Annotated in this window: 14 protein-coding genes; 7 read left to right on the top strand and 7 right to left on the bottom strand. The window is 34.5% G+C overall.

Translation table 11 applies throughout. The features are described from left to right. Positions 1-3: 3 nt before the first annotated feature. On the bottom strand, positions 4-1,389 hold the full coding sequence (locus tag ACFFLS_RS13960) for a TolC family protein (protein ID WP_379682200.1): 1,386 nt from the start codon (positions 1,387-1,389) through the stop codon (positions 4-6). A gap of 174 nt (positions 1,390-1,563) precedes the next feature. On the opposite strand from ACFFLS_RS13960, the gene ACFFLS_RS13955 reads away from it, so the two are divergent. The 3 genes from ACFFLS_RS13955 to ACFFLS_RS13945 all read left to right on the top strand — a co-directional run bounded on the left by ACFFLS_RS13955 (position 1,564) and on the right by ACFFLS_RS13945 (position 3,916). Continuing rightward, positions 1,564-2,601, top strand: a complete 1,038-nt coding sequence (locus ACFFLS_RS13955; protein WP_379682199.1) for a sensor histidine kinase — start codon at positions 1,564-1,566, stop codon at positions 2,599-2,601. Then, on the top strand, positions 2,598-3,296 hold the full coding sequence (locus ACFFLS_RS13950; RefSeq protein WP_379682198.1) for a LytR/AlgR family response regulator transcription factor: 699 nt from the start codon (positions 2,598-2,600) through the stop codon (positions 3,294-3,296). Before ACFFLS_RS13955 ends, ACFFLS_RS13950 begins: the two co-directional genes overlap by 4 nt. A gap of 146 nt (positions 3,297-3,442) precedes the next feature. Continuing rightward, a complete protein-coding gene (locus ACFFLS_RS13945) occupies positions 3,443-3,916 on the top strand; it encodes a PepSY-like domain-containing protein (protein ID WP_379682197.1) in 474 nt (157 codons plus the stop codon). A 168-nt stretch (positions 3,917-4,084) separates the two neighbouring features. Here ACFFLS_RS13945 and ACFFLS_RS13940 read toward each other — a convergent pair whose 3' ends face one another. The 6 genes from ACFFLS_RS13940 to ACFFLS_RS13915 form a co-directional block, all read right to left on the bottom strand. Beyond that, on the bottom strand, positions 4,085-4,849 hold the full coding sequence (locus tag ACFFLS_RS13940) for an SDR family oxidoreductase (RefSeq protein WP_379682196.1): 765 nt from the start codon (positions 4,847-4,849) through the stop codon (positions 4,085-4,087). Positions 4,850-5,015: 166 nt separating this feature from the next. Next, positions 5,016-5,738 carry an SDR family oxidoreductase gene (locus ACFFLS_RS13935; protein WP_379682195.1) on the bottom strand — a complete coding sequence of 241 codons (723 nt, stop codon included), beginning with the start codon at positions 5,736-5,738 and terminating at the stop codon, positions 5,016-5,018. Between the two features lie 193 nt (positions 5,739-5,931). Further along, entirely contained in the window at positions 5,932-6,855 is a 924-nt protein-coding gene (locus tag ACFFLS_RS13930) for a helix-turn-helix domain-containing protein (protein ID WP_379682194.1), read from the bottom strand. Between the two features lie 256 nt (positions 6,856-7,111). Then, positions 7,112-7,675 (bottom strand): 2'-5' RNA ligase family protein, encoded by a 564-nt coding sequence (locus tag ACFFLS_RS13925; protein ID WP_379682193.1) that lies wholly within the window; start codon positions 7,673-7,675, stop codon positions 7,112-7,114. 23 nt (positions 7,676-7,698) lie between these two features. Continuing rightward, positions 7,699-8,013: a hypothetical protein gene (locus ACFFLS_RS13920; RefSeq protein WP_379682192.1), complete on the bottom strand. Its 315-nt coding sequence runs from the start codon at positions 8,011-8,013 to the stop codon at positions 7,699-7,701. Between the two features lie 603 nt (positions 8,014-8,616). Continuing rightward, positions 8,617-9,579 carry an alpha/beta hydrolase gene (locus ACFFLS_RS13915; RefSeq protein WP_379682191.1) on the bottom strand — a complete coding sequence of 321 codons (963 nt, stop codon included), beginning with the start codon at positions 9,577-9,579 and terminating at the stop codon, positions 8,617-8,619. Between the two features lie 379 nt (positions 9,580-9,958). On the opposite strand from ACFFLS_RS13915, the gene ACFFLS_RS13910 reads away from it, so the two are divergent. The 4 genes from ACFFLS_RS13910 (at position 9,959) to ACFFLS_RS13895 (ending at position 14,656) form a co-directional block, all read left to right on the top strand. Beyond that, positions 9,959-11,554, top strand: coding sequence for an MFS transporter (locus ACFFLS_RS13910; RefSeq protein WP_379682190.1), 1,596 nt, complete (start codon positions 9,959-9,961; stop codon positions 11,552-11,554). A 48-nt stretch (positions 11,555-11,602) separates the two neighbouring features. Beyond that, positions 11,603-12,925 carry an MFS transporter gene (locus ACFFLS_RS13905; RefSeq protein WP_379682189.1) on the top strand — a complete coding sequence of 441 codons (1,323 nt, stop codon included), beginning with the start codon at positions 11,603-11,605 and terminating at the stop codon, positions 12,923-12,925. 95 nt (positions 12,926-13,020) lie between these two features. Then, positions 13,021-13,860, top strand: coding sequence for a 5-dehydro-4-deoxy-D-glucuronate isomerase (gene kduI, locus ACFFLS_RS13900; RefSeq protein ID WP_379682188.1), 840 nt, complete (start codon positions 13,021-13,023; stop codon positions 13,858-13,860). A gap of 4 nt (positions 13,861-13,864) precedes the next feature. After that, a complete protein-coding gene (locus ACFFLS_RS13895) occupies positions 13,865-14,656 on the top strand; it encodes a gluconate 5-dehydrogenase (protein ID WP_379682187.1) in 792 nt (263 codons plus the stop codon). Positions 14,657-14,671: the final 15 nt, after the last annotated feature.

The following is a 14,671-nucleotide window of genomic DNA, read 5'->3' as shown; positions in this document are numbered from 1 at the left end:
TAATTAAAATTCATTTATAAATAAGTCAAAATTTCCTGTTGCGGCGACTTTCAATAAATACGACTGCCACACATTATTATTGACAATATCTCGGTCGATTTCAGCACGGTTTAAAACATACATTGTTTGTGTCAAATCGGTTAAATCGGTTAAACCATTTTTGTATAAGGTCGATTTTTGAATGTAAGCTCTTTTTGCAGCTTCTACCTGAATCGGTGCTTCGGCATAATTTTCGAGCGTTATTCTGATTTTATCTTCGGCAAAATTCAACTGCGATTTTAGTTCTCTGTCCGCTTGATTGTATTCTTCTTGGATTGCCTGAGAAACAAATTTTTGAGCACTTACTTGTTTGCTTGAACGGAATGGCGTGGTCAAATTCCACGTAATTCCAACTCCAATTAAATAGTTTGTACGGTCAGGATTTACGCCATCCCAATAATTTCTCGTAAAAGCATTTTGATTGGTGGCATACGAAGAATCAAATCCAGAAGCTCTGGTTTGCAGGACTCCAAAAGCACTCATGGTCGGATAATAAAATCTTTTATACAATTTAACCTGTTGGTTGCTGTAATCGATTCGGGTTTTATACAATTGTAATAAAGGGTGAAGACTGTCTGTTGCAGTTTCTTTTGTTACCAATTCTTTTGGAATTTGAGTTACAAAAAGTGTATCAGCAACAAAATCCTGCGGTGCAACGCCCATTAAATCTACTAATTTGTTGTTTTGTTCTTTAACGAAGTTTTTAGCAAGGTTTAAAGCAATTTTAGCTTTAGAAACTTCGGCTGTAGCCAATGTAGAATCGACTCCTGCCAATAATCCATTTTTAACTCTCGCTGCAGCCGTCTTTTTGAAAACTTCTGCACGGTCTAAATTCTTTTGCTGTGAGATCAATAATCTTTGGCTTGCCAACAGATTTAAATAAGCGGCCGAAATTTTGATTTCCTGTTGGAATTTCTCTTGTTGCAAATCTTTTTCTTTAGCCTGAACATCAATTTTAGACAAATTGATTTTTTGCTGTATTTTTCCGAAAGTGAAAAAATCCCAGTTCATGTTGACTAAATAAAGCGCTCCAAACGCCGAATTCCAGTTTTGTTCAGGAAGTGGTAATCCTGACGAAGCAACTCCTAAACCTCCAAAACCGTAAAGCGGTCCGTTTTGTCCGTTTACAGTTCCGTAATCCTGCTGTGCCGATAAATTTAGGTTTGGCAGATAATCACGGCGCGATTGTTTTAGAGTCTCTTTTGATGCATTGGTGTAATTGCTTTTTGCCCGGATCGAACCATAATTCTCAAGACCTGTCTTAACTGCTTCTTTTAAAGATAGGGTTTGAGCATGACCGATTGAGGCAAAAATCAATAAAAATAAAATGGTAATTTTTTTGAAATACATAAACTCAAGGTGTGATATAAATAGTTTTTGATGAAACAAATTTATTTCTCTTACGCTGATAAAAGTCATCTTTAGTGATGTACTGCACTAGTAAATGACGAATTCAATTGGTCATTTTTTGAAAAAAATAATTAAATATTTGTTCGTACTTTGTAAACTATTTCAAAATTAAGAATGAACCAAAGAATTGATAACATACTGGATAACAAATGGTGGCAAGAAGTGGCTGTTATCCTTTTCTCTTTCACCATATATACTTTGAAAAATGATTGGATGCTGATCAGTTCATTCACTTCAATTTTGATGGGAATATTTTTTTACTGCATTTTGTACATGCACGCCCAGTTTAATCGTTTTTTCCTGCTTCCGATATTATTCAAATCCAATAAACCTTTCACTTACATTATTTTAACGCTTTTTGGAGTTTTTGTTTTTTCTGTTTTGTTGTACGAAATTACAATGATGGATATGTTTGCGAAATGTCATCTGTATCAAAACTCGCATCAAAGAAGTTATGCGTACCAATTGGCGAGCGTTTTAGGTACTTTGGTCTGTATTCTGAGTCCGATAATTGTTTTTAAGTTTTATCGTATTCACCGAAAACAAACCGATGCGGCTTTATTGTTCAATCAAATGCAATTGAATTCATTGAAAGGACAATTAAATCCGCATTTTTTGTTCAATACCTTTAATACGCTTTACGGAATCAGTTTGGAGTTTCCAGACAGAACGCCCGATTTGATTATGAAAGTTTCGCAGTTAATGCGTTACCAATTAGAAAGCAATGGTAAGCAATTTGTGTCTTTAGAAGACGAGCTGGAGTTTATAAACAGTTACGTTCAGTTGGAAAAAGAACGCGTTGGTTATCGTTGCGATATTGCATTTGAAAGTACGGTTGATAAAGATTATACCTATAAAATTTCGCCAATGCTTTTAATTGCATTCATTGAAAATGCCTTTAAACACGGAACTTGCGCAATCGAAAAGTGTTTTGTGAAAATAAAAATTACGGTCGAAAACGGATTGTTGCATCTTCATGCAGAAAATTCAATTCCGAAAAAAACGGATGTGATTTCTACAAAAATCGGACTCAAAAACACCATCGAAAGATTGAATTTAATTTATGGAAAAGACTATAAGTTAGATATTCAGGATAATAAACAGATATATGTGGTTGATTTAGAAATACAACTTAAAAAGTTTGTAGGATGAGAGAGACCAAAAAGTGCATTATTGTAGACGATGAACCAGCAGCGCATTATGTTCTGGTCAATTATATCAAGCAGAATCCGCAATTGGAATTGGTTTTTCAAGGTTATAACGGAATTGAAGCGATGAATTACCTTCGCGAAAACACTGTCGATTTGATGTTTTTGGATATCAATATGCCTGAAATTTCAGGAATGGAATTGTTAAAGATTATTCCGAACCATCCTAAAACGGTTTTAACAACGGCTTATTCTGAATTTGCTCTAGAAAGTTATGATTATGGCGTAATAGATTATTTATTGAAACCCATTTATTTCCCTAGATTTTTAAAAGCAATTGATCGTTTTTTTGCCTCAGAAGGCACAAAAATTAAAATAGAAGAAGCAGTAAATACAATTTCGGTTAAAGTAGATGGTTATTTAATGGATATTGAACTCGACCAGCTTTTGTATGCGCAAAGCTTTGGGAATTACGTCAAACTGCATACGCTAAAACGAACCTATCTTGCTTCAATAACAACAACAGAATTAGAGAAATGTCTTCCTGAAAGGAATTTTGTGCGAATTCATAAATCATATATTGTTGCTTTGGACAAAATTGATTTGACTGAAAAGGATTTTCTTGTAATTAAGAATGAAAAACTTCCAATCGGAATTACTTATAAAAGAGAATTGACCGACCGATTGAAGAAAAATTAATTATGAATTTTCAGTTTTCGGGGTTTTAAACGCTGTAGGAGAAGTTGTGTAAAGAAAACTAAAAAAAATGAAAAAGTTCAGTTATTCTTAATGAAAAAGTAGTACTTTTAATACGCTTGTTGAGTTGGGTTTTAAAAAATGAAGCTATGAAAAACGTATTATTTATTGCTGTTTTTTTATGCAGCAGTTTTCTGAGAGCACAGGAGGGAACTAACATGAAAAGAGTGATAGTGCCTCCAGAAATAGTAAAATTGGCTTTTGAAAAAGAATATCCTGGAAAAACACCGGTTTGGTCTGAAGAATATGTGGGAGACGATAATGATGAGATTCGATATGAAGCGAAATACGATGTAAACAAGACAACGAAAGCGCTGGCAATATATGATAATCTGGGAAATCTAAAAGCATATGAAATGCAGATTTCGTTAAGTCAATTGCCACCAAAAGCGCAAAGTTATCTGAAGAAAAATTATCCCGCAAAAGCAATTAAAGAAATTGCTGTAGTTGTAGACGATAAAAACAAAACGACCTATGAAGTTGGTATTGAGAAAGATTCCAGATTTTATGATGTAGTGTTTGATAAAAACGGTGGATTCGATGTCATTATCGAGAAAAATTAAGATTGCTTACTAATTCAAATTTTATTTGAAACGACAAACCCGATGAGTTTTTTGCTCATCGGGTTTTGTTTTTATAGTTTTTATAGTTTTTTAGTTTCAGGTTTCAAGTTTCACGTTCAAACCTGAAACTTGAAACCTGAAACTTGAAACATATATTTTAAAACTCCATTACAACATCATTCCTCCAGAAGCTTCAATTCTTTGGGCATTTATCCATCTTGCGTCTTCCGTACATAAAAAGGCAACAACACCTCCAATATCATCTGGTAATCCAACTCTTCCTAAAGCAGTTACCGAAGCAATTTGCTGATTCATTTGTTCGTTGTCACGAACTACGCCACCGCCAAAATCAGTTTCAATTGCTCCGGGAGCAACTACATTAACTCTGATTTTTCTAGCACCTAATTCTTTTGCCTGATATTTAGTCAAAGTTTCAATCGCTCCTTTCATAGAAGCATACGCAGCATAACCTGGGAATGAAAATCTCGCTAAACCTGTAGAAATGTTTACAATTCCACCGCCGTCATGCATTACGTTAAGTCCTTTTTGTGTCAAGAAAAATGGTCCTTTAAATTGAATATTAGTCAATTGGTCAAATTCTTCTTCTGTTGTTCCGATGAAAGAATTGTGAATCCCGATTCCAGCGTTGTTTACCAAAAAGTCGAATTTGTCTGTTTTAAAATTGTCTTTCAAAACTGTTTTTACTTCTTCAAAAAAAGAATCAAAAGTTCCTGATGCAGCAACATTTAATTGTAATGCAGCAGCTTTTTGACCTAAGCTTTCAATTTCTGCGACTACTGTTTCAGCTTCTTCTTTTTTACTGTTGTACGTGATGATTACATCAAGTCCTTTTTTTGCAATTGCGATTGCCATGTTTTTTCCTAAACCTCTGCTTCCTCCTGTAACCAGAGCTATTTTTGTATTTACTGCCATTTTATATAGTGTTTTATTGTTTGTTGTTTATTGTCAGTCTTAGCGAAGTCGAAGGCTTTTAGTACGAATATTTTTAAACACATAGAAACATAGACTTTAGCTTCTCTTTTAAAGATTATTGAAAGAAACTAGTTTCTGATAAATAGCCTATGTGTTTAATTTAGAATTAATTATGCATTGCATTGAAATGATTTCGCAATTCTTCTGCACTTGCCTTTAATCTAGTTTCGCTTGTTCCGAATGTAAGTTCTTGTTTGCCTTCTTTTAATTGTTCAAAAATCGCTTCGATAAAACTGCTTACGCTTGGATGTGCGTCGTGAAGGCCGATTCCGCCTAAATCGGTATTCAATGCTGGTGGAATGATTTCGACTACTTCAATATTTTTGGCTTTCAGCAAATGACGAAGCGAAAGCGTAAACGAACGGAAAAATGCTTTTGTAGCCGAATAAACCGGAACTTTTGCAAAAGGAGAAAAGGCCAATCCAGAAGTCACGTTCATTACTGTTTTTAGAGATTGCAACTCAATAAATAGGGAAGTTAAGTGCAAAGGAGCTTCTATATTGGTAGTTAGCTCATTTTTCATGTTTTCATAAAAGTCGGCATCTGTTATCGTCATCCAATTCTGAATTCCGGCGTTGTTTACTAAAACATTCAAATCAGGGTGATTTTCTTTGATCCATTCATAAAGAGCAATACGTTCTGCTTCTTGAGACAAATCGCATACTTTCGTGATGATTGTCGGGAATTTTGCTTGTACTTCTTCTAAAAGAGAAGCTCTTCTGCCACAGATAATTACTGTATTGTTTTCCTGAATAAATCGTTCGGCAAGTCCAAGTCCGATACCGCTTGCACCGCCAGTTATTAAAATTTTGTTGTTTGATAAATTCATTTTTTTCGATCTTTTAATTTGATGAGACAAAGTTAGAAACGAAGCAGTAATGGTGAATTGTAAATATCAAATCGATGTTTGCGAAATTCAAATCAGTTATGAAATCCCAATAATGAAATCCCAATAATGAAATTCCAAATTCCAAACTTTGACAAAGTTTCAGCGAAACCTGAAACCTGAAACCTGAAACAACCTAACTCCTAAAAGCCAAAGGTGTATAAGAAGTTTGTTTTTTAAAGAAATTAGAGAAATGTGCCAGTTCTTCAAAACCAAGAGAATAGGCAATTTCAGAAATGTTCCAGTCTGTCTGTTTTAAGAGTATTTTGGCTTCGTTGGTTAGTCGATTGCTGATTAATTCAGTAGTGGTTTTTCCAGTGTTTTCCTTTAAAACCTTATTCAAATGATTGACATGTACCGATAATCGAGCAGCAAAATCTTTTGCAGTTCTTAATTCTAAGCGCTGTCGTGGTGATTCGATTGGGAATTGTCTTTCTAGTAATTCAGCAAATAAAGATGAAACCCTTGCTGCTGAATTGTGTTTTGAATACAAGGCAGTTATTGGCTGTAATTTTTGTCCAAAGTGAATCAATTCAGCGACATAATTTCGGATTAAATCGTATTTATAAATATAATCGGAGTTGATTTCTTTTTGTATTTTATTGAAAATCAATTCTACCTCTGCAACTTCTTCATCAGATAATTGAAAAATAGGATATCCGTCTGAAGCGAAAATTGGTAATTCGTCCAAATCAATTCCGCTTTTATTTTTCGACAAAAATTCACTAGTAAAAACACAAAACTGTCCACCTTGATTAGTATCTTGAGGCAAATAGTTATAAGGAATTTTAGGCGTTGCAAACAATAATCCCTGTTTCTCGATTTCGATTATTTTATCGGCATATTCGGCTCTGTTGTGGCCTTTTATCAAACTGATTTTGTAATACGCTCTTCTGTCATATGGCATAACCGATTTTCCCTGTAAGCGCTCCAAAAGCTCTTTTATATCAAAAATATTAAAATGTCCGATTTCCTTTTGGATATCATTTGGAAGCAAAGAATTGGGATCAACTGTTGAGCCTTCGGTTATGTCTTTGTAAAAAGAGTCAAGTGATTTCATATTGCAAGGAATTGTAAAATTCAAATATACAAAAAAATCTCGTGCAGTTTTTTTTGCCACGAAGGCACTAAGATGCAAAGTTTACTTTACAGTATTTACAATTGGTACAGAAAAAAAAATGATTTTGATTATAGCCCGTGTTTTCAACAACGATTAACAAAAGGTATATATTGATTTGCAATGGTTCAAACCATTCGCTTTTTTTTCATTTTTAGAAAAAATATATTTGTGCCTTGGTGTCTTCGTGGCAGAACAATTAAAACAAACTTCCCTGAACAAACTCTGGTTTTGGATTATTTCCAAAAGGAAAAGTGTCAATTACGAAAAACTGCTTTTTTATGGGGTCAAGTTCGCGAAGAACGATTTCATTACAAAAAAAATTCAATTCGATTGTGGTGAAAAGCTGTGACGCGATTTTAAGATTTTCGGGAGTTAGTTTTCTTCCAATCGACATATGCGGATCTTCGCTTTTCTTTAGCTTTAAAGGTTTTAAAGATTCCTGAAGATTTTTCATAATGGGTTTCAGGGCATTTTTTGAATTTTCATCAGGAGCTATATAGTAAGCGCCAGCATTGTCATAAGAACCAAAATGGTCTAAATGTACCTGAAAAGGAATAAAAGTATCACATACTTTAAAAATCTTTTGTTTGTATTTGTCTATTTCAGAATCATCAATAGAAAATTCACAAATGGTAATATGAGCTGCCGAATTACAGCTGTTAAACCAATCGATTTTACTTTTTAAATAGTCCTTCATTGTTTTTACAGCGTCATGAACTTCTTGTGAAGGGTAAATAGCAACCGAATACTTTTTTTCCATTTTTTTGGCTTTGATGTACAAATCTAAAGTTTTCCTTTCAAATGTAATCTATGAAGTATTTCAGATTTCAACAAACCGCTTCCGCCTCCAAAATGTTCAATAACTTCTACATCCGGCTGTTTTTCCAAACAGAATAATGTAAAATCTTTCTCAACATGGTCTTCAATTCCGGAACTCAGCAATACAATGTCTATTTTGTGATTTTGAAAATGCTCCTCGGCATCCTTTTCGTTATCAAAAGCGACTGCATTCCAATTTTCATCAGCATTTACAAGACGGAGTAAGATGGCTAGTATTGCCTCATTTTTTCCAAGTAATAAAAATTCCAGAGTTTTCATATTTGGGTTGATTTTATTAAAAAATAGAAATTTTGCAGTTTATTATTACTTTCACAGCAATAGTATTCTGCTTTACAAATGTATTGCTTAAAAAGGATGTTCAACTTAATCTAGGATAAGAAAAAGAGTTTTTTAATCTTTTTACTTTCTGAATTTTGAAACGTTTTATCTTGGGAAATTGGAAGTAAATTGTTTTTTGCGTCTGAAGTTGTGTAAAATATATGTTAAATTTTTAAATTTAATTTATTGAAAAACAATTATTTGGATTTACGTTTTTTGAAAAACAATTTGATTTTTTGCGATAATGTGGAAACCCGTAAGGTTATCAGTAAACCGCTTTATACTTTTGGGATAGTAAAAAATTAATGATTGTGATGTTTTTTTACCTTTTAAATATCATATTAAGTTTTTACTCTAAAACTGTTTTTGGAGAAACGTTTTTATTTTTTTTTGAAACAAAAGTTAGGCACCATTGATCGTGGTCTTTGTATGAATTTACAATTGTACAATCTGTCTTAATTTTTAGGGTTTTTAGATTTTTCTAAAAACCCTTTTTTTTTTTCTCATGTACAGACTGCAGGATTTCTATCTGAATAAATGTAATTAATTACAATAGTTATGACTTTTAAGCCATTCTGTACAGTCTTTTGTCCAATAAAGACTCGTGTCTTTTATGCCTAAGCCAAATCCATGGCCTCCCTTTTCATAAATATGCATTTCGGTTGCAACACCATTTTTTTTCAGAGCCATATAATAAGCAATACTGTTTTCAGCATAAACGGCGCCATCGTCTGTTGCATGAATCAAAAATGCAGGAGGAGTCTGAGGAGTTACTTTTTTTTCATTCGAAAAAGAATCAATGATATCTTGTGAAGGTTTTTCTCCTAAGAGACTAGTTTGCGAACCTTTATGAGTAAGCTCGTTCTGCATAGAAATTACGGGATAAATCAACAACGAAAAATCAGGTCTGGCACTAACATTAAAACGGCTTGTATAGGTGTTGTCGTCATAATGAGTTGACAGGCTCGCCGCTAAATGACCGCCGGCAGAGAAGCCCATGATTCCTATTTTATGAATGTCCAGATTCCATTTTGCCGCATTTTGGCGTACGTAACGCAAAGCTTCTTGTGCATCCTGAAGCGGTCCGATATTCTTGTTTTTCATAATCAAATCGTTAGGGAGGCGGTATTTTAAAACAAATGCTGTTATTCCTAGACTATTAAGCCACTGAGCAACTTTCGTTCCTTCTTTATCAATTGCTAAATGCGAGTAACCACCACCTGGGCATATGATAACAGCAGTTTGATTTGGTTTTGCTGAAGGAACAAAAATGCTTAAAGTAGGAATAGAAACCTGACTAGTACTTTGTACTTTCCCATCCTTTAGAGTCTCTTTTTCTTTGTAAGAGCCGTTTTGAATTTCTCCGGGAACCTGCTCCCATAAATTAACAACCTGATTTTGTGCCGAGCTGTAAATGGTAGTTATAAGTGTAAAAATTAAGCTAAGCAAAATTTTTCTTCTTGTTGCTTTCGTGTTTTTTATTTGTGATGTAATCTGTTGTTTCATAAAAGTTTATAGCTAGTTTTTTAATGTTTTATTTTAATCAAGTAAAAATGGAATTTAAAAGAATATCATTTTTTGCAAGAGTTTGTATTGGACAATTTTGTACCCAAAAACGAATGAATTTTCAAGGATAACTTTTAACAAATATATTATTTAATGTGTAATTTTGTAAGCCTATTTTTAAATGATATGTTTATTTTAGGCGTTAAAATAATTTTTTATACAATTAATTTGGAATATAGAGATTAAAAACTATATTTGTGCAATCGATTACATTATTTTATTTTTAATTGTTTAAAGATTTGATTTTTAATTAATTTAATGAACTTATGAAATTGAACTCAAATCGCCAAAAATTATAAATTTTACACTACCGACTATCATGAATCAAACCGATGCCGTTTCTACGAACAACACCATTAAATCTGCAGGAAAATACCGTTGGAGTATTTGTGCACTACTGTTTTTTGCAACAACCATCAATTATTTAGACAGACAAGTACTTTCTTTAACATGGAAAGATTTTATCGCTCCAGAATTTCATTGGACCAATAGTGATTATGGAGATATAACTGCTTTGTTTTCTATATTTTATGCTGTTTCATTGTTGTTTGCTGGTCGATTTGTAGATTGGTTGGATACGAAAAAAGGATTTCTGTGGGCAATCGGAATTTGGTCTATCGGAGCCTGTCTTCATGCTTTCTGTGGTATTGCTACGTCAGGAATCATAACAGGCGATTGGTTTGTTGGTTTTCATGGGTCAAAAGAAATAATAAGCACCGTTCAGGATACTGCCTTAGTAATCAATGTGAGCGTTGCTTTGTTTATTTTTGCACGTTTTGTTCTAGCTGTAGGAGAAGCAGGAAACTTTCCTGCTGCTATTAAAACCACGGCAGAATATTTTCCTAAAAAAGACAGGGCTTTTGCGACTAGTATTTTTAATGCAGGAGCAACAGTTGGAGCTTTAGCTGCACCAGTTACAATTCCGTTTATTGCTAAATCTTTTGGTTGGGAAATGGCATTTATCATTATTGGAGCTTTAGGATTTATTTGGATGGGATTCTGGATGTTTATGTATGATAAGCCAGAAAAACATTCAAAAGTAACTCCAGAAGAGTTGGCTTATATTCAGCAAGATGATATAGTAGATGGTGCATTAGCAGGAGGTGTTTCAGAAAAAAGTTCAAAAGTTTCTTTAGCAGATTGTTTTAAATACAAACAAACGTGGGCTTTTGCATTTGGAAAATTCATGACTGACGGTGTTTGGTGGTTCTTTTTATTCTGGACACCAGCCTACTTGAGTTCTGTTTATGGAATGGATTCTACACAAGCAGCTTTGCCATTGTTTGTTCTTTATATGATTACTTTATTGTCAATTATCGGAGGATGGTTGCCGACTTATTTTGTAGAGAAAAAAGGCATGAATCCTTACGAAGGAAGAATGAGAGCAATGCTTATTTTTGCCTTTTTCCCTTTGTTGGCTTTAGCGGCTCAGCCTTTAGGTTACATTAGCTATTGGGTGCCGGTTATCATTATCGGAATCGCAGGAGCTGCACACCAATCTTGGTCGGCAAATATTTTTACAACAGTAGGAGATATGTTCCCAAAGAAAGCAATCGCGACGATTACAGGTATCGGAGGATTAGCAGGAGGAATCGGCTCTACGCTTATAAACAAGGGTTCTGGTGTATTGTTTGATTTTACACAAAGAAATTGGAGCACCATAAACGGTCAGCCATTATTAGAAAAATATCCGCAGTTTCAAGATGCAGTAACAGAAAAAGCTTTTTTGGCTGAAAAAGGAGTAGGGAATTTAGAGGAGTTCTTAAAATCACTTACAACTGCTGGAGAAAATGTTGTAAACGGAATAAACACTGGCTATATGATAATTTTTTCAATCTGTGCAGTCTGCTATTTGACAGGATGGATTGTAATGAAAACATTAGTGCCAAAATACAGACCAATTACAGATCTTTAACCACGATCTGAATACTAACTAACCAACCTAAACCAATCAAAACTAATTATGAACCAAACTAATGCAGCAATTGGGAAATACCGCTGGACAATTTGCGGTTTAGTCTTTTTTGCAACTACAGTAAATTATTTAGATAGAAATGTAATAAGTTACCTTCGTCCTTTTTTAGCAGAAGCTTTTCATTGGACACCAGAACAGGAGGTTATAGATTATTCGAATATAGAATTAGCTTTTAAAATAGCCTATGCATTCGGAATGCTGATTGCGGGTGGTATTATTGATAAATTGGGTACAAAAATCGGTTATGCAATTGCAACCGGTTTATGGAGTTTAGCGGCCATTGGTCATGCATTGGCAACAGGAACTGGAGGCTTTTTAATTGCACGTGTGTTTTTGGGAGTTACAGAAGCCGGAAATTTCCCAGCAGCGATTAAAGCTACTGCAGAATGGTTTCCGCAGAAGGAAAGAGCATTGGCAACAGGGCTTTTCAATTCAGGAAGCAATATAGGCGCAATTATAGTCCCATTAACTGTTCCGTATGTTGCAGAACATTTTGGCTGGCAGTGGGCTTTTATTCTAACAGGAATAGTTGGATTTGTATGGCTTGGACTTTGGTTTCTTTTGTATGAAGTTCCGCAAAAGCAAAAAAGATTGTCTCAGGCAGAATTAGAATACATAATTTCTGATCAAGTAGCTGGTGAAGAACAAGCGAATGAAAAGGAAGAAAAAGTTTCATGGCTTAAATTGCTTTCTTTTCGCCAGACTTGGGCTTTTGCTATTGGCAAACTGCTTACTGATCCAGTATGGTGGTTTTATCTCTTCTGGCTGCCCGATTTTCTGATGAAGCAGTATAAGTTATCAGCAACAGAGATTATCTGGCCTTGCGCCTTAGTATATATGATTGGCAGTGTTGGAAGCATTGGCGGAGGCTGGCTTCCGTTAAGGTTAATAAATAACAGTTGGCCAGCTTACAAGGCTCGTAAAACCAGTATGCTGATTTATGCCATTGCAGTGCTGCCTGTTTTGTTTTCGCAGTATTTAGGTGCAATAAACATATGGCTGGCGATATTGGTGATTGGTTTGGCGGTTTCTGCGCATCAGGCGTGGAGCGCTAACATTTTCACAACAGTTTCAGATATGTTTCCAAAGAATGCAACGGCATCTGTTACAGGAATAGGAGGAATGTTTGGAGCTTTGGGAGGAATTCTTTTGACTGTGCTGGTTCAGAAAAATATGTTTGTTTATTACACTAAAATAGGAAAGATAGAAACGGGGTATTTTATTATGTTCTGCATTTGCGGAGCATCATATTTGTCAGCATGGCTAATTATGCATGTTCTGGTTCCTAGAATGAAAAAAGTTGAATTGTAATTTTAAATGAAAATTGAAATAAATTTTTGTTTGAATTATGGTTTTTAAATATAAAAATATAATTTTGTGCAATCGATTACATTAAATAAAAAATTATGACAAAATATAGTTCAAGATACGCGTCAAGCCCAGATGCAGTTAAGAAATACGACACGCAACAGTTGAGAGATGAATTCTTAATTGATGATTTAATGCAAGAGGATGAAGTTGTATTGGTTTACTCGCACTACGATCGATATATTGCAGGTTCTGCAGTTCCTGTAAAGGGCGATTTGCTTTTGGAAACAATAGATCCGCTTAAAGCTCCGTATTTTTTAGAAAGAAGAGAATTAGGTATCATCAATGTTGGAGGAAGTGGTTCTGTGGTAGTTGAAGGAACTGCTTATGAGTTAGGTTTTAAAGATGCTTTGTATATCGGAGCTGGCAATAAAGAAGTCGTTTTTAAAAGCGATGATAAAAACAACCCAGCTAAATTCTATTTAAACTCTGCACCAGCACATACCACTTACCCAACTAAAAAAGTAAGTTTAGCAGAAGCGAATAAATTGCAGTTGGGAACTATGGAAACGGCAAATCATCGTACAGTAAATCAAATGATTATTGGAAGTGTGGTTACAACTTGCCAATTACAAATGGGAATGACGGAATTAAAACCAGGAAGTGTTTGGAATACAATGCCAGCACACGTCCACGATCGTAGAATGGAAGTGTATTTCTATTTAGATATTCCAGAAAACCAAGCTGTTTGCCATTTTATGGGACAGCCACAGGAAACAAGACATATCTGGATGAATAATCATCAAGCAGTAATTTCTCCACCTTGGTCAATTCACTCAGGTTCAGGGACTAGTAATTATACTTTTATCTGGGGAATGGCTGGTGAGAATTTAGATTACGGAGATATGGATGTTTGTAAAATCACTGATTTAAGATAAGAAAATGACAAATTTATTTGATATAAAAGGAAAAGTTGCCCTTATCACAGGAAGTACACACGGACTGGGAATGGCAATGGCAAAAGGATTAGGTCAAGCGGGTGCAACAATTGTTGTAAATGGAAATTCTTCTCAGGAAAAAATTGATAGTGCTGTCGTAGCATTAAAAAGCGAAGGAATCAATGCTGTCGGTTACAAATTTAATGTAACAGAAGAAGAGGAAGTTAAAACAGCTGTTCAAAAAATTGAAAGTGAAGTTGGGGCGATCGACATCTTAATTAACAATGCTGGAATTATCAAAAGAATTCCGTTGCTTGATATGGAAGTTTCAGATTTCAGAGAAGTGGTTGATATAGATTTAGTAAGTCCGTTTATTGTTTCTAAGCATGTTGCTAAAGGAATGATTGAAAGAAGACAAGGAAAAATAATCAACATCTGTTCTATGATGAGTGAGTTGGGTAGAAATACCGTTTCTGCTTATGCTGCTGCAAAAGGCGGTTTAAAAATGCTTACCAAAAATATGGCAACAGAATGGGCGAAATACAATGTTCAGATTAACGGAATCGGACCTGGATATTTTGCAACTGAGCAAACGAAACCAATTAGAGTTGATGGACATCCTTTTAATGATTTTATCATCAGCAGAACGCCAGCAGCAAAATGGGGAGACCCAAGCGATTTAGCCGGAGCAGCAATATTTTTATCATCAAAAGCTAGTGATTTTGTAAATGGTCACATTTTATATGTTGATGGAGGAATCCTTGCTACAATCGGAAAACCTTCAAACGAAGAATAATTTTCAAATTATATT

Origin of the sequence: Flavobacterium procerum (assembly GCF_042431625.1) — a bacterium.
Classification (GTDB): Bacteria; Bacteroidota; Bacteroidia; order Flavobacteriales; family Flavobacteriaceae; genus Flavobacterium; species Flavobacterium procerum.
The sequence above is the reverse complement of the archived record's forward strand: the minus strand, read 5'-3'. Positions and strand labels throughout refer to the sequence as shown.

Excerpts from the sequence above, each read along its gene's own strand:
- ACFFLS_RS13960 (WP_379682200.1), bottom strand. The coding sequence starts at position 1,389 with ATGTATTTCAAAAAAATTACCATTTTATTTTTATTGATTTTTGCCTCA.
- ACFFLS_RS13955 (WP_379682199.1), top strand. The coding sequence starts at position 1,564 with ATGAACCAAAGAATTGATAACATACTGGATAACAAATGGTGGCAAGAA.
- ACFFLS_RS13950 (WP_379682198.1), top strand. The coding sequence starts at position 2,598 with ATGAGAGAGACCAAAAAGTGCATTATTGTAGACGATGAACCAGCAGCG.
- ACFFLS_RS13945 (WP_379682197.1), top strand. The coding sequence starts at position 3,443 with ATGAAAAACGTATTATTTATTGCTGTTTTTTTATGCAGCAGTTTTCTG.
- ACFFLS_RS13940 (WP_379682196.1), bottom strand. The coding sequence starts at position 4,849 with ATGGCAGTAAATACAAAAATAGCTCTGGTTACAGGAGGAAGCAGAGGT.
- ACFFLS_RS13935 (WP_379682195.1), bottom strand. The coding sequence starts at position 5,738 with ATGAATTTATCAAACAACAAAATTTTAATAACTGGCGGTGCAAGCGGT.
- ACFFLS_RS13930 (WP_379682194.1), bottom strand. The coding sequence starts at position 6,855 with ATGAAATCACTTGACTCTTTTTACAAAGACATAACCGAAGGCTCAACA.
- ACFFLS_RS13925 (WP_379682193.1), bottom strand. The coding sequence starts at position 7,675 with ATGGAAAAAAAGTATTCGGTTGCTATTTACCCTTCACAAGAAGTTCAT.
- ACFFLS_RS13920 (WP_379682192.1), bottom strand. The coding sequence starts at position 8,013 with ATGAAAACTCTGGAATTTTTATTACTTGGAAAAAATGAGGCAATACTA.
- ACFFLS_RS13915 (WP_379682191.1), bottom strand. The coding sequence starts at position 9,579 with ATGAAACAACAGATTACATCACAAATAAAAAACACGAAAGCAACAAGA.
- ACFFLS_RS13910 (WP_379682190.1), top strand. The coding sequence starts at position 9,959 with ATGAATCAAACCGATGCCGTTTCTACGAACAACACCATTAAATCTGCA.
- ACFFLS_RS13905 (WP_379682189.1), top strand. The coding sequence starts at position 11,603 with ATGAACCAAACTAATGCAGCAATTGGGAAATACCGCTGGACAATTTGC.
- kduI (WP_379682188.1), top strand. The coding sequence starts at position 13,021 with ATGACAAAATATAGTTCAAGATACGCGTCAAGCCCAGATGCAGTTAAG.
- ACFFLS_RS13895 (WP_379682187.1), top strand. The coding sequence starts at position 13,865 with ATGACAAATTTATTTGATATAAAAGGAAAAGTTGCCCTTATCACAGGA.